Source organism: Amycolatopsis sp. NPDC049688, assembly GCF_040674975.1.
Lineage (GTDB): Bacteria > Actinomycetota > Actinomycetes > Mycobacteriales > Pseudonocardiaceae > Amycolatopsis.
On sequence record NZ_JBFANY010000014.1, the window covers coordinates 1 to 20231 of the forward strand.

14 protein-coding genes are annotated in these 20231 nt (G+C 70.9%); 6 read left to right on the plus strand and 8 right to left on the minus strand.

Features of this window, described 5'->3' with window-relative positions; all coding sequences use genetic code 11:
* Positions 1-136 precede the first annotated feature (136 nt).
* From AB0J55_RS33600 to AB0J55_RS33635, 8 genes are read right to left on the minus strand one after another with little or no spacing between them, the layout of a single operon-like run.
* Positions 137-1222 (minus strand): ricin-type beta-trefoil lectin domain protein, encoded by a 1086-nt coding sequence (locus AB0J55_RS33600; RefSeq protein WP_364257761.1) that lies wholly within the window; start codon positions 1220-1222, stop codon positions 137-139.
* Positions 1223-1233: 11 nt separating this feature from the next.
* Positions 1234-3207: an alpha-L-fucosidase gene (locus AB0J55_RS33605; protein WP_364257764.1), complete on the minus strand. Its 1974-nt coding sequence runs from the start codon at positions 3205-3207 to the stop codon at positions 1234-1236.
* An 11-nt stretch (positions 3208-3218) separates the two neighbouring features.
* Positions 3219-4676, minus strand: a complete 1458-nt coding sequence (locus tag AB0J55_RS33610) for an arabinofuranosidase catalytic domain-containing protein (RefSeq protein WP_364257767.1) — start codon at positions 4674-4676, stop codon at positions 3219-3221.
* Between the two features lie 25 nt (positions 4677-4701).
* A complete protein-coding gene (locus AB0J55_RS33615; protein WP_364257770.1) occupies positions 4702-7071 on the minus strand; it encodes an RICIN domain-containing protein in 2370 nt (789 codons plus the stop codon).
* Positions 7072-7094: 23 nt separating this feature from the next.
* On the minus strand, positions 7095-9008 hold the full coding sequence (locus AB0J55_RS33620) for a hypothetical protein (protein ID WP_364257773.1): 1914 nt from the start codon (positions 9006-9008) through the stop codon (positions 7095-7097).
* Between the two features lie 28 nt (positions 9009-9036).
* Positions 9037-9957 (minus strand): carbohydrate ABC transporter permease, encoded by a 921-nt coding sequence (locus tag AB0J55_RS33625; RefSeq protein WP_364257776.1) that lies wholly within the window; start codon positions 9955-9957, stop codon positions 9037-9039.
* Complete coding sequence (locus tag AB0J55_RS33630; RefSeq protein ID WP_364257779.1) at positions 9947-10819, minus strand: sugar ABC transporter permease; 873 nt, start codon at positions 10817-10819, stop codon at positions 9947-9949. The genes AB0J55_RS33625 and AB0J55_RS33630 overlap by 11 nt, the downstream gene beginning before the upstream one ends.
* Positions 10816-12141 carry an extracellular solute-binding protein gene (locus AB0J55_RS33635; RefSeq protein ID WP_364257782.1) on the minus strand — a complete coding sequence of 442 codons (1326 nt, stop codon included), beginning with the start codon at positions 12139-12141 and terminating at the stop codon, positions 10816-10818. The genes AB0J55_RS33630 and AB0J55_RS33635 overlap by 4 nt, the downstream gene beginning before the upstream one ends.
* Positions 12142-12448: 307 nt before the next feature.
* On the opposite strand from AB0J55_RS33635, the gene AB0J55_RS33640 reads away from it, so the two are divergent.
* The 6 genes from AB0J55_RS33640 (at position 12449) to AB0J55_RS33665 (ending at position 20228) form a co-directional block, all read left to right on the plus strand.
* Positions 12449-13192: an FCD domain-containing protein gene (locus tag AB0J55_RS33640; RefSeq protein WP_364257784.1), complete on the plus strand. Its 744-nt coding sequence runs from the start codon at positions 12449-12451 to the stop codon at positions 13190-13192.
* 351 nt (positions 13193-13543) lie between these two features.
* On the plus strand, positions 13544-14887 hold the full coding sequence (locus AB0J55_RS33645) for a PHB depolymerase family esterase (protein WP_364257787.1): 1344 nt from the start codon (positions 13544-13546) through the stop codon (positions 14885-14887).
* A 29-nt stretch (positions 14888-14916) separates the two neighbouring features.
* Positions 14917-16185: an RICIN domain-containing protein gene (locus tag AB0J55_RS33650; protein WP_364257790.1), complete on the plus strand. Its 1269-nt coding sequence runs from the start codon at positions 14917-14919 to the stop codon at positions 16183-16185.
* A 58-nt stretch (positions 16186-16243) separates the two neighbouring features.
* A complete protein-coding gene (locus tag AB0J55_RS33655) occupies positions 16244-17611 on the plus strand; it encodes an RICIN domain-containing protein (RefSeq protein WP_364257793.1) in 1368 nt (455 codons plus the stop codon).
* 111 nt (positions 17612-17722) lie between these two features.
* On the plus strand, positions 17723-18751 hold the full coding sequence (locus AB0J55_RS33660; RefSeq protein ID WP_364257796.1) for a LacI family DNA-binding transcriptional regulator: 1029 nt from the start codon (positions 17723-17725) through the stop codon (positions 18749-18751).
* A gap of 43 nt (positions 18752-18794) precedes the next feature.
* Positions 18795-20228 (plus strand): arabinofuranosidase catalytic domain-containing protein, encoded by a 1434-nt coding sequence (locus AB0J55_RS33665; protein WP_364258353.1) that lies wholly within the window; start codon positions 18795-18797, stop codon positions 20226-20228.
* Positions 20229-20231: the final 3 nt, after the last annotated feature.

Sequence of the window (20231 nt, forward strand, 5' to 3'; positions counted from 1 at the left end):
CCTTCAACCCCCGCCCCCCCCCCAACCTATCCTGCCGGGGTTGGTGTTTGTAAAGGCGAGTTCCCACTCGCCTTACCACTCACGACAACCCGAGCCGCACCAACCTATGTGTCCAAAGTGGACCCGGGCGGGCGGGTCAGCGCAGCGTCCACTGCTGGTTGGCCTGGCCGTTGCAGGTCCACAGGACCAGCTTGGTGCCGTTGGCCGTGCCCTGCCCGGTCGCGTCCACGCACAGCCCGGACTGCACGCCGGTGATCGCGCCGTTCGCCCCGATCGTCCACTGCTGGTTGGTCCCGCCGTGGCAGTCCCACACGATCACCGCCGTACCGGCCGCCGTGCCCGCACCGGACGCGTCCAGGCACTTCGATCCGGCGACCGACAGCTGCGCACCGGTCCGCGTCCACGCCTGACCGGTACCGCCACCGCAGTCCTGCAGCTGCACCTGCGTGCCGTTGGCCGCGCTCCCGGCGTCGGCACACCGGCCCGACTGCGTGCCCACGACCTGCTTGGCCTGCGACGTCCCGGGACTGCCGATGCTGCCGGGAACCGCCTGCAGCGCCGCGTACCACGTCGCGGCCATCTTGTCGTAGCCGGTGGCCGTCGGGTGGACGCCGTCGATCAGGTCGGCGGTGGTCAGGGCGGCGTGCTGGTCGACCAGGTGCACGTGCTTGCCGGCGTTCTGCTTGCTCTGCACGATCCCGGGCACCGCGGCGTTGAACGTCCGCGCCGCGGACTCCTGCCCGGCGTTGGCGATCGGGATGATCGTCGCGACGAAGACCTCGGCGTCCGGTGCCGTGGCGGTGATGTGGTCGATCAGCGCCGACAGGCGGCCGGGCGCCCCGCTCACGTTGTAGTTCTGCAGGATGTCGTTGGTGCCGATGTGCAGCAGCACCGTGTGCGGGGTGGTGGTGCGCAGCCAGGCGACGATGTTCGCGTCGATCTGGTCGATCCGCCAGCCCGGGTGGCCCTCGTGGTCGTGGTCCCCGAGCGTGGCCGGGCCGTTGTACTGCGACCCGACGAAGTCCACCTGGTAGCCGCCGGCCGTGACGCGCTGCCACAGCCCGATCCGGTAGCCGCCGGGCACCTGGGTGCCGTCGGTGATCGAGTCGCCCAGCGGCATGACCCGGACCCCGCCGTTGGACTCCGCGGCCGCCGTGCCCGGCAGGAGGGCCCCGGCGACCAGGGCCGCCGCGGCGGCGAGCCACCGCAGTCGTGATGTCATCGCTGTTCTCCTCAGACGCCGGTGATCGTCCACTGGTTGTTGGTACTGGTGTTGGGTGCCCACAGGCCCGCTTCCGAACCGGCGGACGTGCGGCCCATGCCGTCCAGCGCCGTGCCGGTGCCGCGGTTGACGATCTGGTACCGGCCGTTGCCCAGGCTCGACAGGCGCCACTGCTGGTTGACACTGCCGTTCGACGTCGCCTCCAGGCAGGCGGCGCCGTTCGCGGAGTTGCCGCCGCTGTCGGCGACCAGCCCGTTGGTGCGGTTCACGAGCCGGTAGTAGCCGCCGCCCGCGTCGGCCAGCTGCCACTGGAGGTTCGTGCTGCCGTCCCAGTTCCACTGCTTGAGGTGCGACCCGGAGGCGACGCTCCCGCCGCCGTCGAGCACCAGGCCGGAACTCACGTTGGCGATCCGCGCCCAGCCGGTCGGCAGGGGACCGGTGCCCGGCGTGGGGATCGGGCCCGAGAACGTCAGCTTCACCACGTACGCCAGCGCGTCGAACGGCGGGTTCGACGACGGCATCGTGATGTGCAGGCCCGAGCCGTCCTGAAAGCGGGTGGGCAGGTTCGTGACACCGCCCGCGGCCGGGCCGAGCAGCTGGACCGACGTCAGGGTGGCCAGGTTGATCCGGTTCGAGCCGAGCGTGGTGATGGTGAAGGTGCTGCCCGGCCAGCCCAGCACGGTCGCGTACAGCACGGTGTTGTCCTTGCTGCGGGTGAACCGGATGTCGGTCCGGGTGCCCTCGACCGGGGTGGTGAACGAGCCGCCGCCCATCTTCGTCGGCCCCTCGCCGTACACCGACCAGGCGCGGGTGGCGTAGATCGATTCGCCGAACCGCTTCAGGTGGTCGCCGATGCCCAGCAGGATCGAGCGCTGCCCCGACGGGATGGTGCCGTCGGCCATCGGGGCGATGTTCAGCAGCATGTTGCCGTTCTTGCTGACCCGGTCGATCAGCGAGTGCAGCATGGCCTTCACCGAGTAGTAGCCGATGCCCACGGTGTAGCACCAGCTGGAACTGGAAATGCTGTCGTCGGTCAGCCAGTACGGGTTGAGGATGTCCCCGGGGCCGCCGCGTTCGAAGTCGAAGACCTCGCCGCGGGTGTTGAACCCGTCCTTGTAGGAGGCGACGACGTCCTTGTTCCAGGCGACGGCCTGGTTGTAGTAGTGCGAAAGGAAGTTGAGCCGCTGGCTTTCGTCCACCAGGTTCAGGTCGAAGTCCTGGTAGACGAGGTCGGGCTGGTAGCCGTCGACGACTTCGCGGAGCTTGTCGTACCACAGCTGGTTTTCCGCGGCCCGGCCGTTCTGGCCGAACAGCCGCCGCAGCGACTCGGTCGGCTGGTTCGGCACGTGGTCGTAGTAGCCGTTGAAGTGGTAGGCGTGGTGCAGCGCGGTGACGAGCTTCAGGCCCTTGCCGCGGATCGCGTCCGCGTGCAGCCGCAGCAGGTCCAGCTGCGGGCCGGTGCGGACCGAGTTCCACTCGTTGGCGGTGCTGTTCCACATCGAGTAGCCGTCGTGGTGCTCGGCGACCGGCCCGGCGAATTTCGCGCCCGCGTCGGCGAACAGCTGCGCCCACTCGGCCGGGTCGAAGTTCCCGCCCGCGGACTTCAGCTTCGGCGCGAACTGGACCCAGTTGCCCGCCTTGTCGCGGGCGCCGTTGATGAAGTTCTGGTACGGCCAGGCCGACGGATCGCCGTACACCGCCTTGTGGTGGTTGTTCTCGTTGGACCCGCCGACGTACATGTTCCGCGGGTACCACTCGTTGCCGAACGCGGGGACGCTGAACACGCCCCAGTGGTAGTAGATGCCGAACTTGGCGTCCTGGAACCACTCCGGCGCAGGCGGGTGCTGGTCGACCGACGACCAGCTGGGGCTGTAGCTGGACGGCCCTTCGGTGGCCCACACGGTCCGGACGCGGAACACACTGGCGGTGACGGCGACGCCGGTCACCGCGAGCAGTTTGCGGCGGGAAAGCTCGAACGAAGACATGGCGAAACCTCTCAGCCGAAGGTCCACTTCTGGTTGTTCGCGCCGGTGCAGGTGGCGAGCTGGATCAGGGTGCCGTTCGCGGTCCCGGACCCGGTGACGTCCAGGCAGAGCCCGGATTGGACACCGGAGACGGTCCCGTTGCTGTTCACCGTCCACTGCTGGTTGTTCTGGCCGTTGCAGTTCCAGATGATGACCTTGGTACCGGGGGTGGTCCCGCGCCCGCTGGCGTCGAGGCACCGGGTGCCGTCGTAGACGGTCAGCTCGCCGGCGCCGGAGCGGGTCCACGTCTGGTTGGTGCCGCCGTTGCAGTCCCAGACCTGGACCTGGGTGCCGGGGGTGGTGCTGACGCCGCTGACGTCGAGGCACTTGTTCGCGCCCACGGCGTGCACCGGGCCGGTGTTCGACGGGCCGCCGGAGCCGTACCCGGCGGCGGCCAGGCTGGCCTGCACCGCGTTTTCCGTGGCGTCGGTCGGGAAGCCGCTGGTCACCGCGCCTTCGAAGAACTCGCCGACCCCGGAGACGCTGTTGTCGCCGCCGGTGCCCAGCAGGATCGACGGCTCCAGCTTCATCGGCGAGTAGCCGCGCGGCAGCCCGCCGGAGTACGGGGTGGTGAGCCCGCCGGTGGTGGCGTCGCCGTACTTGAGGGTGAAGTTGCTGGTGCCGTTGTTCTTCAGCCAGGCGCTGACGAACGGGTGGTGCACCCCGGGGTTGTTCGGGTCCTTGTTGGACCCGGTGCCGGTGTGGTACATCCCGTTCTCCAGGTCGGCCTCCACCCACGGCCCGGTGCCGGTGCAGCCGTTGAACCAGCACGCGGTGCCCCAGTAGATGGCGTTCATGGTGGCGTTGCCGGTGTCGTTGTGGGAGATCTCGCCGCTGCCGTAGTCGAAGCAGCACCACTGGTTGACGTAGTTCGACGAGGTGATCATGTAGATCCCCTCCGGCTGCGCACCGACCGGGACGTTCTTGGCGTTGTCGACCCGGTAGCCGACACCCTGGGTGACCTTGATCCCGTACGCGGGGTGCCCGCCGACGGTCACCGGCAGCGCCATCGCGTCCGCGCCGATGTCGGACCCGTTCGGGCCGGGGCCCTTCCAGAACCCGCCCCACGAGATCGGCAGGTCGTTGTGGTTGGCGGTCTGGTCGTAGATCTTCGTGACCGTGCACTTCGTACCGGCGCAGAACGACACCTGCGGGGCGGAGTCGGCGACCCCGCCGGCCTCGAGCAGCCCGATGTCGAGGAAGTGCTGGTCGGACGCCCGCTGGATCTGGTACAGCGGGCCGGCGTAGGCACCGAAGAGCGCGCGGGTGGTGCTGTGCGCGGTGACGCACGGCGTGCCGCCGGCGGCGTAGATGTCGCACGCCTGCTGCGCGGCGGCCTGGGCGGCCGGGCCGAGCCCGAGCAGCGTGCCGGCGACGAGCGGGATCGCCGCGAGCGCGGTCAGCAGTCTTCTTTTCAGCGTGGGAGTCATGGCAGAACCTCTTTCTGCTTCGCGGTCAGCCGAAGGTCCATTTCTGGTTGTTCGCGCCGGTGCAGGTGGCGAGCTGGATCGGCGTGCCGTTGGTGGTGGCGGAGCCGGTGACGTCCAGGCACAGTCCGGATTGGACACCGGAGATGGTCCCGTTGCTGTTGACGGTCCACTGCTGGTTGGCCTGGCCGTTGCAGTTCCAGATCACGATCTTGGTGCCCGGGGTGGTGCCCTGGCCGCTGGCGTCGAGGCACCGCGTTCCGTTGTAGACGGTCAGTTCCCGGGCGCTGCTGCGGGTCCAGGACTGGTTGGTGCCGCCGTTGCAGTCCCAGATCTGAACCGTGGCCCCGGGGGTGGTGCTGACGCCGCTGACGTCCAGGCACCGGCCCGCGCCGGTCGCGCGCACCGGGCCCGCGGCCGGGCCGGGACCGCCGCCGCCCGGGCCGGCGGCCGCGATGACGGCCTGGGCGCCCGACGGCCAGTTCGTGCCGCTCACCTGGACGTTGCCGGTCAGCACGTTGTTGTGCGGCGACCCGGTGGCCACCTGCGTCGCGCCGCCGTTGTACCAGTTGCCGCTGAACGTGCTGTCGTTGGTGTTGTTGCTGCCGTTGGCGTTGGTGAACGCCCACACCCCGGAGTCCTGGATCACGTTGGCCGAGAGCGTCACGTACCGCGAGCCTTCGTCCAGGTACAGCCCGACCGTGCGGTTGTTGTCGTAGATGTAGTTGTGGTCGATCGAGCTGCCGGGGTTGGCCGAGAGGTTGTAGATGCTGCCGCCGTCGTGCATCAGCTTCTTCGTGCCGTGCACCCGGTTGTAGCTGACGACGGTGTCCCGCAGCGTGGTCGGCGTCGTGTACACGGGCTGGTAGTCGTAGAGGCCGCGGTTGCGGTAGTCCTGGCTGCCGCCGGCGTCGTTGGCGCCCCAGCCCCAGCCGACGTCGATGCCGTCGTAGGTGAGGTTGGCGACCTCGTTGTGCGTGATGACGGTGTGCGTGGCGTAGGTCGACAGGATGCCGGCCATCTCCCGGTAGTCCAGGGCGACCCGGGTCACCGTGTTGTTCGAGATGGTGATGTCCCGGTTCGTCATCGCCGCGTTGGACGGGTGGTGGGCGTCGGTGCGCACGCCGCCGACGATCACCCCGCCGCCCGAGTCCTCGGTGAACGTGTTGTGGTCGACGGTGATCGACGACGCCCCCAGCCCGATGCCCGAGGCGTGGGCGTTCGCGTCGTTGCCGATCCCCAGCGCGACCTGGCCGAGGTGGGTGAAGGTGTTGTCGCTGAACGAGATCCCGGTCGCGGCCGAGACCTGGACGGCGGCCGGGGCCTGGGCCCAGCTGCCGCGTGCGCCTTCGAACTGGCGGCAGCCCGACTGGCAGGAGGTCAGGAAGTCGCCCGGCATCGGGGCCGCGGCCGGGAGGAACGTGCCGGTCTGCTGGTTGGCGTAGCCGACCGACGTGCTCGGCGTCAGCCAGGTCGTGTGCTCGAAGTGCAGGCCCTTGAACGCGATGTTGCGCACCGGGTTGTCGTAGCTGCCGCTGATCTGCAGCAGCGACGTCAGCCGCGGCAGCTCGACGTCGTGGCTCCCCGGCACCCAGCCCGCAGGGGCCTTGTAGTACAGCTTCCCGGCCGCCGGGTCCAGATACCACTGGCCGGTGGTCTTGAGGAAGGAGTAGGAGTTCTCGAGGAACAGCTGGCCGCCGCCGAACGGCTTGGCGAGCGTGTCGTAACCCCAGTTGTTGTTGTTCCACGCGGGTTGCTGCATGACGATCGAGCTGCCGCTGACGTGGTCGACGGGGGAGTACCGGTCGGTGAAGGAGTTCTGGCTCTCCACCTCGATCCGGTTCTGCTGCGGCAGCGTGGCGAGGTAGTTGAGCGCGGAGTTGGTGATCGTCATCCCGCTGGTGGTGAACTGGACGTCGTTGCGCGACAACGGGATCGCCGCCCGCGGAGCCAGCGAGCCGTCGACGAAGAGCTGCCGCGAATCGGCGTTCTGCGGCACGGACGCCACCCAGATGTTCTGGCCGGAGTCCTGCACCGACCACCCGGTGACCTGGCTGCCGCCGGAGAGCACCGGCGTCTGGCCGGAGGCGGCCTGCCAGGTCACGGTGTGACCGTTCTGGCCCGAGTCGGCGCTGGTCAACGCCAGCGGCGCGGCCAGCCGGTAGGTGCCCCCGGCGAGCTCCACGACGACGTCGCCGGCCGCGGATTGGGCCCGCGCGAGCTGCTGGGCCCGGGCCGGGGTGGCGACCGGCTGGTCGGGGGTGCCGGGGTTGCTGTCGTTGCCGTTCGGGGCGACGGCGATGGTGACGGTCGCGGCGTGCGCGGGCGGCGCGGCGAACGCGGACACCGCGAGGGCGGTGGCGATCGCGGCGACCACGGATCTGCGGTTCGGCGGCATGGCGGGGACCTCTCGGGGACGGGTTACGGTGCGTCGAAGGGGGTGCGGTACGAGGGCGGGCGGGTGCGCAGCTCGAGGTGCAGGGTGAGCCGGACGGTGGTGGACCGGGGCAGGCGCACGCACAGCCACGGCCCGTCGACGCGGGTCTCGGCCGACGTCACCCGGGGCTCGGAGTGCCCGTAGTCGTAGAGCCCGCCGATCCAGGACGGGTCTTCGCAGACGGTGTGGTGCACCGTGCGGATGGTGTCTTCGCCGAACGCGCCGGCCTGCACGACCACCGTGCGATCCGCGCGCGGATCGAGGTTGACCAGGTCGACGACGGTGGCCTCGGGCTCGATCCGGGAGACCAGCGCGGCCACCGAAGGCGGCAGGCCGGGACGCCCCGCGTCGGCGTCGTAGTAGCGCACGCGGGCCTGCTGCAGGCCGCCGTTGTAGAGGACCTGCGGGCCACCCCAGGTCAGCTGGACCAGTGCCTCGGTGACCACCGGGTTGGCCTGCTGCCACACGTGGATGTCGGCCTCGGCCACGTCCCGGCCGCGGTGGTGTTCCATCCGGGCCAGGCGGTGGCGGACCTGCGCCTGCGCGGCGGCGAGGATGCGCTCGGGATACGTCGGGTCGTCGCCGGCCAGGAAGGCGAACCACGGCTCTTCGTGCCCGGCCTCCTCCTTGCTCCGGAACGGCCGCACGGTCCGCCAGTCGTGCCCCGCCGCCGCCCGCAGCCGCTCGATCCGCTGCCGGTCGGCGGGCGCGGCGGAGTGGTGCCACAGCGCCATCGGCACGGCCAGCAGCATCGGGTTGTAGTCGAACCAGCCCCGGTCGGCGTACCGGAAGGGGACGTGCAGCGTCGGCGTGCCGGTGTCCGGGCCGAGCTGGGCGGTCCAGCGGGACTGCAGGCTGGAGTCCGCTTCGGTGAACGCCATCACCTTGCCCTGGGCGATCACCTCGTCCAGCGCCGGGCGGACCAGGTCGAGAAAGGACTCGTCGCCGGTCGCCGCGGCCGCGGCGAGGGCGGCCACCGTGGCGGCCTGCCCGACGCTGTACCAGCCGTGCGGCCACGACCAGCCGTAGTGCCCGCCGTACCAGCGGCCTTCGAAGAGCCCGCCGACCGTGCCGTCCGGGGCGACGTTGTCCGGCACGATCCCGCCGTTGGCGCTCGCGCGGGCGCACCACGCCCCGACGTACTCGGCGATCCAGTCCCGGTACCGCGGCTCGCCGGTGAGGATCAGCGCGTTCAGCACGAGCCCGGCCGCGGCCAGGTTGACCGCGGTGTCGCCGACGCCCGCCCGCCGGTGCAGCTGCTCGCCGAGGCGGGGATCCTCCTCGCGCGGCGGCTCCCCGGCCCCGGGCGGCAGGACCCAGTCCAGCGGGAAGCCGTACATCCGGGCCTCTTCGGGCAGCCACGGGTAGGACCGGCCGTCGAACAGGCCCTCCCGGTGCCGGTCGCTGCCGTTGTGCGGCCGCCGGATGATCCGGTGCACCGGGTCGTAGTTGCCGTGCGCGGGGTCGACGTAGAGGTCGGCGAACCGCCGGGCCCGCTCGGTCCAGCGGCCGGGGGCGGCCAGGCACAGGAAGTAGAACAGCAGCAGGCTTTCGCCCTGGTGGAACCAGTCGTACCCGCGTTCGTACTCCTCGTGCAGCATGCCGAGCTCGGCCAGCTGGCGGGTGACGCCTTCCCAGTGCCGTTCGGCCGCCGGGAGCAGGTCGTCGGCGCCGCCGAGCAGGTAGAGTTGCGGCCAGTTGAAGAAAGTTTCGTAGAAGTCGTCCACCCCGTCGCGGGTGGTGAGCCTGCCGCCGTAGGCCAGCCGGCCGTCGGGCCCGGTGAAGTCGCCCTCGAACGCGCGCCAGGCCCGGTCGAGCAGGTCGAACAGGCCGCGCTGGGCTACGGCCCAGCCGGGGGGTTCGAGCAGCGGCACCGAAGCCGTGATCACGGGGTCCATCCCGGGCGTCCTCCGATCGCGGTGCGGGTCAGTTCTTGGTGGCTCCGGCGAGCATTCCGGTGACCAGGAAACGCTGGGAGAACAGGAAAACGGCGAGCACGGGCGCGATCGCCACGAGCGTGGCCAGCGCCAGCACCGGGCGTTCGACCGCCAGCCCACCGGCCGTCGGGTTGAACTGCGGGACGTCGTTCAGCAGCGTCCCGAGGCCGACCTGGACCGGGAACTGGTCGCTCTCCGGCAGCATCACGTACGGCAGGAAGTAGTTGGTCCAGTTGGCCACGAAGCTGAAGAAGCCGACCAGGGCGACCACCGGCATCGCCAGCGGCAGCGCGACCCGGCGGAAGGCGCCGAACTCCGTGCAGCCGTCGAGCCGCGCGGCGTCCAGCAGCTCGTCGGGCACCGCCGTGGTGAAGTAGATGTAGGCGAGGTAGACGCCGAACGGGTAGAACGCGTACGGCAGCACGATCGACCACATCGTGCCGATCAGGTGGGCCGTGTTGAGCTCCAGGAACAGCGGCACCACGAGGGTCGCGTTCGGCATCAGCATGACGACCAGGGTGGTGACGAGCAGGACGCGCCGGCCGCGGAACGCGGTCTTGGCCAGCGCGTACCCGGCCGGGATCGCCACGCACAGCGTGATGGCCAGCGCGAAGAAGGAGTACAGCGCCGAATTGCCGAGCCACCGGAAGATCGCGTTGCCCTGGTAGGCGGTGAGCGCGTCCCAGTTCGCGGCCAACGCCCGCCACGAGCCCACGGACAGCGGATGGCCGTGCACGAGCTGGTCGTCGGTCTTCGTGGCCGCCAGCACCAGCCACAGCACCGGGAGCACGAAGAACAGGAAGAACAGGGCGAGCACGGCACCGGGCACCGGGTTGGGCAGCCGGCGCCGCGGCCTCGCCGGGGCCGGCACGCGGACCGCCACGGGCGGCCGTTCGACGTCAGTCCGCATCGAAGAACCTCGACCTGGTGACGAACACGGCCGCGACGACGAGGCTGACCACCAGCAGCTCGACCGAGACCGCGGCGGCGGTGCCGACGTCGTTGTTCTGGAAGGCGAAGTCGTAGGACAGCTGGTTGGGCGAATAGTCCCGGCCGGCCACGCCGACGCTGGCCTGCGACAGCAGCTGCGGCTCGACGAACAGCTGGGTGCCACCGGCGAAGGCGAGGATCACCATGTAGACGATCCACTTGCGCAGCAGCGGAACCTGGATCCGCCACGCGGTCTGCCACGCGCCGGCGCCGTCGATCCGGGCCGCCTCGAGCACGTCCGGCGAGATCGTGTTGAGCGCCCCGTACATGACGACGATCCAGCCGCCCGCCCCGGTCCAGAAGGCGATCAGGGTGAACAGCACCGGCAGGTGGTCCAGTGCGACGACCTCGCCGAAAGTTTCGAAACCCAGGCCCCGCAGCAGGAACCCGGCCGGGCTGACGGCGGGGTCGAGCATGAACAGCCACACCAGCACGCTCGCCGCGCCGGCCAGCGCGCCCGGCAGGTAGTACAGGAACCGCAGGGTCTTACCGGTCGTGCGGGTGCCGAGGCGGTGCAGCAGCAGGGCCAGCCCGACCACGAACACGACCAGCGTCGTCAGCCAGAGCAGCAGGTACACCGCGACGTGCCCGACGGCGGCACCGAACCGGAAGTCCTGGGCGGCGGTGACGAAGTTCGTGAGCCCGGTGAAGCGGCCGCCCGCGTCGGAGACGGCGAAGGAAATCGCGTAGACCGTGGGCACGACGCCGAACGCGACCAGCAGCACGACGTAGGCGGCGACGAAGCCGTAGCCCGCCCGGTGCCGGGCGACCGGTGCGCTCATTGCTGCGTGACCTGGTACCCGTTGGACCGGGCGTGGTTCACGATCGCGTCCTGCCACGCGGGGAGCAGCGACGCGATGCTCTTGCCCGCCGTCAGGCCCGGGGTGACCGTGGCCGCCCAGATCGCCTCCTGGCTGAACTGCCCGTAGCCCCAGCCCGGCCAGACCTGGCCGGCCGCGGCCTGCAACGGTCCGGCGATGTCGCCGGCGTAGTAGCCGGAGGACGCCTGGTTCGCCAGCCACGTCTTGGCGGCGCCCTGGTGCGCCGGGTAGCCCGGGGCGAGCTTGCCCTGGTAGTCGTCCGAGGTGGTCACCCAGACCAGGAAGTCCGTGGCGGCCTTGAGGTGCCGGCTGTGCGCGGAAAGCAGCCACGTCCCGCCGCCGACGTTGCCCACCGACGGCTGCGGATCGCCGGGCCACTGCGGCATCGGCGCCACGGCGATCTGGCCCTTCGGCGTCTTGAAAGTTCCCTGGAACAACGCGCCGCCGTACCACGACGGGCCGGGCATGAGCAGGATCTTGTCCGCGGAGTTCTTGTCGAAGTCGGAGCTGAACACGCTGCTGGTGGACATGCTGCCGGCCTGGACGAGGGAGTCGAGCAGCTGCGCCATCCGGGTGCAGTTCGGCTCGGTGGCGGTCACCGTGACGGCCTTCGGGCCGGTGATCCGGTTGGCGCCGCACTTGCTCGCCCACAGGTAGATCTCCGGCGTGAACGTGTCGCCCGCCGCGCCCACCAGGTACCCCGGGTGCTCGGTGGCGACCCTGCGGCCCAGCGCCTCGTACTCCGGCCACGTCCGGGGAACCTGGTAGTTCCACTGCTTCAGCAGCGTCGCGTTGTACCAGAGCACGGTCTGGGAAAGGTCGTTGCGCAGGCAGTAGAGCGTTCCGTCCACCGTGCACGGGTCGTTCGCGCCGGGCGCCCACTGGTCCAAAGCGGACTTCGGGATCAGGTCCTTGTCCAGCGGCGCGGTGAAACCGGCCTGCCGGGCCCAGGACACCTCGTTGTTCTGCGAGCTGAACACCACGTCCGGCCAGCCGTTGCCGGTGCGGTTGAACAGGCCGACCTTGGTCTGCAGGTAGTTGGAGCCGTTGGCGTCCCCGTCGTAGCTGACGATGTCCAGCTTCGCCTCGGGATGCTGCTTCTGGTACAGCTGGGCGGCGGCCATCCGGGTGGAATCGACCCACACCGTCAGCGGGCCGTCGGCCTGCGGCGCCGGCGTGAAGCCGTTCTGCGCCGGGGAAACACCGCCCCCGCTGCTGCACCCCGCGGCGATGGTCACGGCGAGCGCCCCGGCGAGGACGGCCGCCCGGTTCCTGCCCCTCATCAGCTACCCCACTTCGTCGTGGCACCCGCCAGGGGCAGGCGATTCCGGTGAAGGATGAGTACGACTCATTCGAGCGCTGCCTGCCTGACCGCGTTTCGACTGTTTCACTGCTGCGCGGCGGTTTTCCGGTCCTGGCTCGGTGATCCATGAGAACAGCAGGGTTCCCCGCCGTCAAGGATGTGCCTGCTCATTGCCCCGCTTGCCGCCCGGTGGATGTAACTTTCACACCGCGGCGGCAAGCCTTGACCGACGGCCGGGGCCGCGAGGTAGGGTGCTCAGCCGGTGAACATTGAGTCATACTCATCCGGTGACCCGTGACGAGCAAGTCGCACCGCCTGTCCCGTACCGGCCCGGCTACGAAGTGGTGGCCGAGCAGATCCTGCAGCTGATCGCCGAACTGGCCCTGCGGCCCGGCGACCGGATGCCGACGGAGCACGAGCTGGCGGCGCGGATGGGGACCAGCCGGACCGTGGTGCGGGAGGCCGTCAAGATCCTCTCCGCGCTCGGCCGGGTGCGAGCGCACAAGGGGCGTGGGCTGTATGTGTCCGACGACGAAGGCATGCTCGGTGCCTCGCCGTGGGGCGCCTTCTTCCTGCCCGCCGACCTCGACCACGTCTACAAGCTCTTCGAGTTCCGCCGGATCCAGGAAACCGCCGCGAGCCGGCTGGCCGCGGCCAACGCCACCCCGGCCGAGCTGCGCGCGATCGAGGCCGCCGCCGAGACCTGCCGGCACGGGCACGTGAGCGGCGAGTCCACGCTGTTCGACCGCGGCGACGACGAGTTCCACCTCGGGATCGCCGCTGCATCGCACAACCAGTTCCTCGTCGCCGCCGTGCGCGAAGCGCGCCGCCTGCAACGCCAGTCGAACATCATCGGGATGTCCGGCTCGATCGGCGGGCACGCGGCGGGCGCGATCGAGGAGCACACCGCGATCTACCGGGCGATCCGCGACGGCGACCCGGAGGCGGCGGCCCGGGCGGCCGCCACCCACCTCGACAACACCCTGGAGGACTACCGGCGGGAGATCCAGCGGCGGCTCTTCGGCCAGTGAGCGCGGGAGCGAGAGTCCCGGAGCCCGGCTCCGGGACTGCGTGCTGCGCGCATTCCAATGTGGACCCGAAGGCCGGATCCGTTGCAGGTGGGTAAGTTTCACCTTCCGGCCGAGTTGTCCGTCAGTTGATCCCGGCGCCTGTTTTCCCTGTCCAGCCAGGACTTTCGCCAAGTTTCGGACCGGAATCCCAGTGTCCGGGCGAAAACTGTGCATTGACCACCGCTGCCGGTCGCTCCTATCTTGACTGGGTCCGTTCGGTTCGGTAACCGGACGAATTCACCGCGTACACCCGTCCTCCTGAAAGCAGTGAAATGTGAGCGCTAACAGTCCCCGCCGGCGCCGGAGCCCCCGATGAGCCGCCTCGCCCGCGCCCTCCTCGCGGTGCTGCTGATGCTGCCGTTGGCGGTGCTGACCGCCGGGCCGGCCGCGGCCGCCACGCTGACCCGGGTGACCGGCTTCGGGAACAACCCGACCAACCTCGGCATGTACGTGTACGTCCCGGACAAGCTCGCCGCCAAGCCCGCCCTGCTCGTGCTGGTGCACTACTGCAGCGGCTCGGCGTCCGCGATCTTCAACGGCAACGGGCACGACTACGCGACGGCGGCCGACCGGTACGGGTTCATCGTCGTGGTGCCGGAAGCCACCCGCGACGGCCACTGCTTCGACGTCTCGACGAAGGCGGGGCTGACCCGCGACGGCGGCAGCGACTCCACCGGGATCATGGCGATGGTCGCCTGGACCCGCCAGCACTACCCGGTGGACCCGGCGCGGATCGTGGTCAGCGGCTTCTCCTCGGGCGCCATGATGACCAACGTCCTGGCCGCCGAGTACCCGGACGTCTTCTCCGCCGCCTCGGCGTTCTCCGGCGTACCGGCCGGGTGTTTCGCGACGACGGACGGCTCGCTCTGGAACAGCCAGTGCGCGGGCGGCAACGTCATCAAATCCGCGCAGCAGTGGGCCGACCAGGCGCACGCGATGTACCCGGGGTACTCCGGCGCCTACCCGCGGATGCAGCTGTGGCACGGGAACACCGACACCACGCTGGCGTACCCCAACTACGGCGAAGAGATCAAGCAGTGGACCGCCCTGCACGGCCTGACGCAGACGCCGTCCTTCACCGACCACCCGCAGTCTTCCTGGACGCGCAACCGCTACGGCGACACCGGCACCCATGCCACGGTGGAAGGCATCACCATCGCCGGCACCGGGCACACCCTGCCGCAGGCCGGGATGCTCGCCTACGCCATCTCGTTCCTCGGCCTCGACGACAGCGGCGGGAACCCCACGCCGACCGGCGGTCCGGTGCGCTCGGTGGCCGCCGGGCGGTGCCTGGACGTCCCGGGCCAGTCGACGACCCAGGGCACGCGGCTGCAGGTCTGGGACTGCCACGGCGGGACCAACCAGGTGTGGACCGCCACCACGGCCGGGGAGTTCACCGTCTACACCGGTGACTCGCGCCGCTGCCTGGACGCCGAAGGCGGCGCGACGAGCCCGGGCACCGCGGTGATCGTCTGGGCCTGCCACGGCGGGGCCAACCAGAAGTGGCGAACCAACGCCGACGGCACCGTCACCGCCACGCAGTCGGGGCTCTGCCTGGAACTCCCGGCCGGCTCGACCGGCAACGGCACGGCGGTGCGGCTGGGCACCTGCACCGGCGGCCAGAACCAGAAGTGGACCACCCCGGCCGCCGCCTGAGCGGCCCCCGCGCGAGGAAGGACATCGAGATGTGGCGACGTTTCCGCGGCACGCTGGCCGCCCTCGGGGTCGTGCTGGGACTGGTGGCCGTACCGTCGGCTTCGGCGGCCGACAACCCTTACCAGCGCGGCCCGGACCCCACGCCGGCGAGCATCGCCGCCGATCACGGGACGTTCTCCACCGCGCAGACGACCATCCCGAAGGGCAACGGGCTCGGCGGCGGGATCGTGTACTACCCGACGGACACCAGCCAGGGGACGTTCGGCGCCATCGCCATCGCGCCCGGCTACGGGACCGAGTGGCGCTGGTACGGGTGGCTCGGCCCGCGGCTGGCCTCCTTCGGGTTCGTCGTGGTCGGCATCGAGACGAACAGCCTCAGCGACTACGCCGACGCCCGCGCCGACCAGCTGCTCGCCGCGCTGGACTGGCTGGTGACGAGCAGCCCGGTGCGCGACCGCGTCGACCGGACGCGGCTCGCCGTCGGCGGCCACTCGATGGGCGGTGGAGGTGCCCTCGTCGCGGCGAACCGGCGGCCGTCGCTGCGGACCGCCGTCGGCATGGCGCCGTACGTGCCGGACGGGATCCTGCGTAGCACCAGCGTCCCCACGATCCTGTTCGGCGGGCAGACCGACACCACGGTCACCCCGGCGTACCTGGCGAGCGCGTACGCCACCATCCCGGCCACGGTCCCGCGCGCCTACCCCGAAATCGCCGGTGAGGGCCACGGCTTCGCGGCCGGGGGCGGCGGCGGGAACTCGGGTGCCTTCGCCCGGGTGATGATGGTCTGGCTCAAGGTGTTCGTCGACGCCGATACGCGCTATTCGTCGTTCCTGTGCCCGTCGCTGTCGAACACCGGCGGCATCTCGAAGTACCAGGCGAGCTGTCCGCTCGGGCCCGGCGGGACGACCCCGCCGCCGCCGACGTCCCGGCTGGTCAACGCGAACGCCGGCCGGTGCCTGGACGTCCCGAACCTGTCCCAGGCCAACGGCACCCAGGTGGCGCTGTGGGACTGCAACAGCGGCGCCAACCAGCAGTGGACGACCACCGACGGCAAGCAGCTGCAGGTGTACGGCAGCAAGTGCCTGGCCGCCGACGGCACCTCGGCCGGCGCCCGGGCGGTCATCGGCGACTGCGGCACCGGGCCGGCGCAGCAGTGGACCGCCGGCACCGACGGCACGCTCACGAACGTCCAAAGCGGACTGTGTCTCGACGCCTCCGGTGCCGGGACCGCCAACGGCACCAAGGTGATCCTGTGGACCTGCAACCACGGGGCCAACCAGCAGTGGAACCACACCTGATTCACCCACCCAAACCCCTGGAGAACGACGATGTTCGAGGAGCAGAGGGAGCCACGTGATGGTGAGGTATAAGGCCCTGTTCGCGGCCTTCGCGGCGGGCGCCCTGCTCGCGCTGGCCGGCCAGGCCCCCGCGCAGGCCGCGGCGCCCGCGGCAGCGACGCCGGCGACCGCGGCCGCGGGCACCGCGGGCTGCGGGAAGGCACCCGGGCTGGCGAGCGGCAGCCACACGATCTCCAGCGGCGGCCAGAACCGCAGCTACATCCTGCGGGTGCCGAACAACTACGACCAGAACCACAACTACCGGCTCTTCGTCGGGCTGCACTGGCGCGGCGGGACGGCCAACGACGTCGACTCGGGCGGGACCGACGGCTACAACTGGTCCTACTACGGGCTGCGGCGGCTGGCCGACAACGCGGGTAACGGCACGATATTCGTGGCGCCCCAGGGCAACGGCAACGGCTGGGCCAACCCCGGCGGCCAGGACGTCACGTTCATCGACGACCTGCTGCGCCAGCTCGAGTCCGCCCTGTGCGTCGACACCTCGCAGGTCTTCGCCGGCGGCTTCAGCTACGGCGCCGCCATGAGCTACGCCCTCGCCTGCGCCCGGCCGACCGTGTTCCGCGCGGTCGCGGTCTACTCCGGAGCGAACCTCAGCGGCTGCAGCGGCGGCACGCAGCCGGTCGCCTACATCGGGATGCACGGCATCGCCGACAACGTCCTGCCGATCGCGTCCGGGCGCGCGCTGCGCGACCAGTTCGTCCGGAACAACGGCTGCACCCCGCAGAACCCGCCGGAACCCGCGAGCGGCAGCCGGACCCACATCGTCACCGCCTACTCCGGCTGCCGGGCCGGGTACCCGGTCGTCTGGGCCGCCTTCGACGGCGGGCACGACCCGGGCCCGAAGGACGGCGGCGGCAGCGGCTGGCAGACCTGGACCTCCGGCGAGGTGTGGAAGTTCATCACCCAGTTCGACTCGAACACCCAGCCGCCGAACCCGCCGGTCCAGACCGGCGTCAACTACAAGCTGGTGGCCCAGCACAGCAGCAAGCTGGTGGGGATCACCGGCGCGTCGACGGCGGCCGGGGCGCTCATCGAGCAGGAATCGGCCAACGGCGGCCTGAGCCAGCAGTTCGACTTCGTGGATTCCGGCGACGGCTACTACCGCGTCCGGGCGCGCAACAGCGGGCTGGTGCTCCAGGCCGCGAACGCCAACAGCGGCGCCGACATCAGCCAGCAGGCCGACACCAACTCGACCGCCGAGCAGTGGCGGGTGGTCGACCAGGGCAGCGGCGCGGTGAGCCTGGTGAACCGGTTAAGCGGCTTGGCTCTGGACGTGTGGGGAGTCTCGACCGCCGACGGCGCCCGGATTTCCCAGTGGACGTTCACCGGCAACCCCAACCAGCGGTTCCAGCTCCAGCGCGCCTGAGAAAAGGGGGTGTCCGCCGGGAAAAGCTCCCGGCGGACCCTCCTTTCCCTTGCTGTGAAGCGATATCCTGGGAAGTGCCCACCGGACAGAGTCGTCTTGGGAGGTGCCATCGTGTCCGCTGCCGAGTCATCCGATCTCCGCCCCACCCTGGCCGACGTCGCGCGGGCGGCGGGGGTGTCGACCGCCACCGCGTCCCGCGTGCTCAACGGTTTCCCGCGGGTGAGCCCGGAACGGCGCAAACAGGTCGAGTCCGCGATGCTGCAGCTGGGGTACGCCCGGCAGCGCGCGGCGCGGGCCGCGCCCCCGCCGCAGACGGGGTCGATCGCGCTGGTGGTGTGCGAGGAAGCCCTGCGGTTGTTCACCGATCCCTACTTCCCGCGGATCGCCGCCGGCGCCGACCGGGAACTGTCCGCGGTCGGGATGCAGCTCGTGCTGCTCACCGTGCCGGCGACGGAGAACTACCAGGGCCCGGTGCTGCGGTACCTCGACGGCGGGCACGTCGACGGGGCCCTCGTCGTCGGCATGCACGGCCGCCGCCCGCTCGACCTGGACTGGGTCGACATCCCGGTGGTGTTCGGCGGCCGCCCGGTCCGGCAGGCGGAATCGGGCCGGCTGTCGTACGTCGACGTCGACAACCAGGGCGGCGCGCGGCTGGCCACCCAGCACCTGCTCGGCGCGGGGCGCCGGACCGTCGCGACCATCGCCGGGCCGCAGGACATGACCGCGGGCGTGGACCGGCTCAACGGCTACCGCCAGGCGATGGTGGGCGGCGGCCGGCACGACCTCGGGCTCGTGGTGTTCGGCGACTTCGGGCAGGCGTCCGGCGAGCACGCCACGGCCCGGCTGCTGGACCGCCGTCCGGACGTCGACGCCATCTTCGCCGCCTCGGACATGATGGCCGTCGGGGCGATGCGCGCCCTTCGCCGGGCCGGGCGGGACGTGCCGGGGGACGTCGCCGTCATCGGCTTCGACGACCTGCCGATCAGCCGGCGGACGGACCCGCCGCTCACCACCGTGCGCCAGCCGGTGGAGGAGATGGGGGCCCGGATGACCGCCGAGCTGCTGGCCATGATCGCCGGCGCCGCCCCGCGGCAGCGCACGGTGCTCGACACCCGGCTCGTGCTGCGCGAATCGGCCTGAACAGTCTTTTGTGGACGTCCGAAGTGGAGGAATCGTGCGCGTGATGGTGTTCTTGGCCGCGCTGCTGCTGACGGCCTTGGCCGGGGTGACGCCGGCGTCGGCGGCCCCGGCGTCGCTGGTGGGCTCGGCGTCGGGGCGGTGCCTGACCGTCCGGGGCAACACCGACACCCCGGGGGCGGTGCTGGAGATCCAGGACTGCGCCGGCCAGGCCGGGCAGGCGTTCGAGTTCACCACCGCCGGTGAGCTGCGGACCCTGAACGGCACCCGGTGCGTCGACGCCTACGGCAACCGGACCGCCCCCGGCACCGCGGTGATCAGCTGGTCGTGCTCCGGCGCGGCGAACCAGCAGTGGCGGCGCAACTCCGACGGGACGATCACCGGTGTCCAGTCGGGACTGTGCCTGGACGTCAACGGCGCCGGCACGGCCAACGGCACCGCGGTCATCCTGTGGACCTGCCACGGCGGGGCCAACCAGCAGTGGACCGGCGGGACGACGCCGCCGCCCCCGTCCGGCACCGCGCCGTGCGACATCTACGCGTCGGGCGGGACGCCGTGCGTCGCCGCGCACAGCACCGTCCGGGCGCTGTACGGGGCCTACGCGGGCAACCTCTACCAGGTCCGGCGATCCTCCGACAACACGACGAGGAACATCGGGGTCCTGGCGGCGGGCGGCAACGCCGACGCCGCGGCCCAGGATTCCTTCTGCGCGGGCAGCACCTGCGTCGTCACGGTGGTCTACGACCAGTCCGGCCGCGGGAACGACCTGTGGTACCAGGGCTCCAGCGTCGTCCCGGGGTCCAGCCAGAGCAGCCCGGCGAAGGCGACGTCGGAGTCGCTCACGGTCGGCGGCACCAAGGCGTATTCGCTGTACATCAACCCCGGCAACAGCTACTGGCGCGACGGCCACCTCACCGGCGTCCCGACCGGCAGCGCCCCCGAGGGCATGTACATGGTGACCAGCGGCACGCACGTCAACAGCGGCTGCTGCTTCGACTACGGCAACAGCGAAACGACCCGGAAGGCCGACGCGGCCGGCGCGATGGACGCGATCAACTTCGGCACCGAGTGCTGGTTCGGCGGCTGCAGCGGCGGCGGCCCGTGGGTGCAGGCCGACCTCGAGTGGGGCCTCTACCCGGGCGGCAGCCAGCAGTGGAACCCGAACCAGCGGGCCCTGCCGAGCAAGTTCGTCACGGCGATGCTGAAGAACAACGGCACGTCCCGGTTCGCGCTCAAGGGCAGCAACGCCCAGTCCGGCAGCCTCACCACGATGTGGGACGGCGGCCTGCCGAGCGGGTACAGCCCGATGAAGAAGCAGGGCGCGATCATCCTGGGCAGCGGCGGTGACTGCTGCAAGCCCGGCGGCGGGGCGAACCTGAGCGCGGGCACGTTCTACGAAGGCGCGATGGTCGCCGGTTATCCCTCGGATGCGACCGAAGCCGCGGTGCAGGCGAACATCGTCGCGGCCGGCTACCGCTGAACC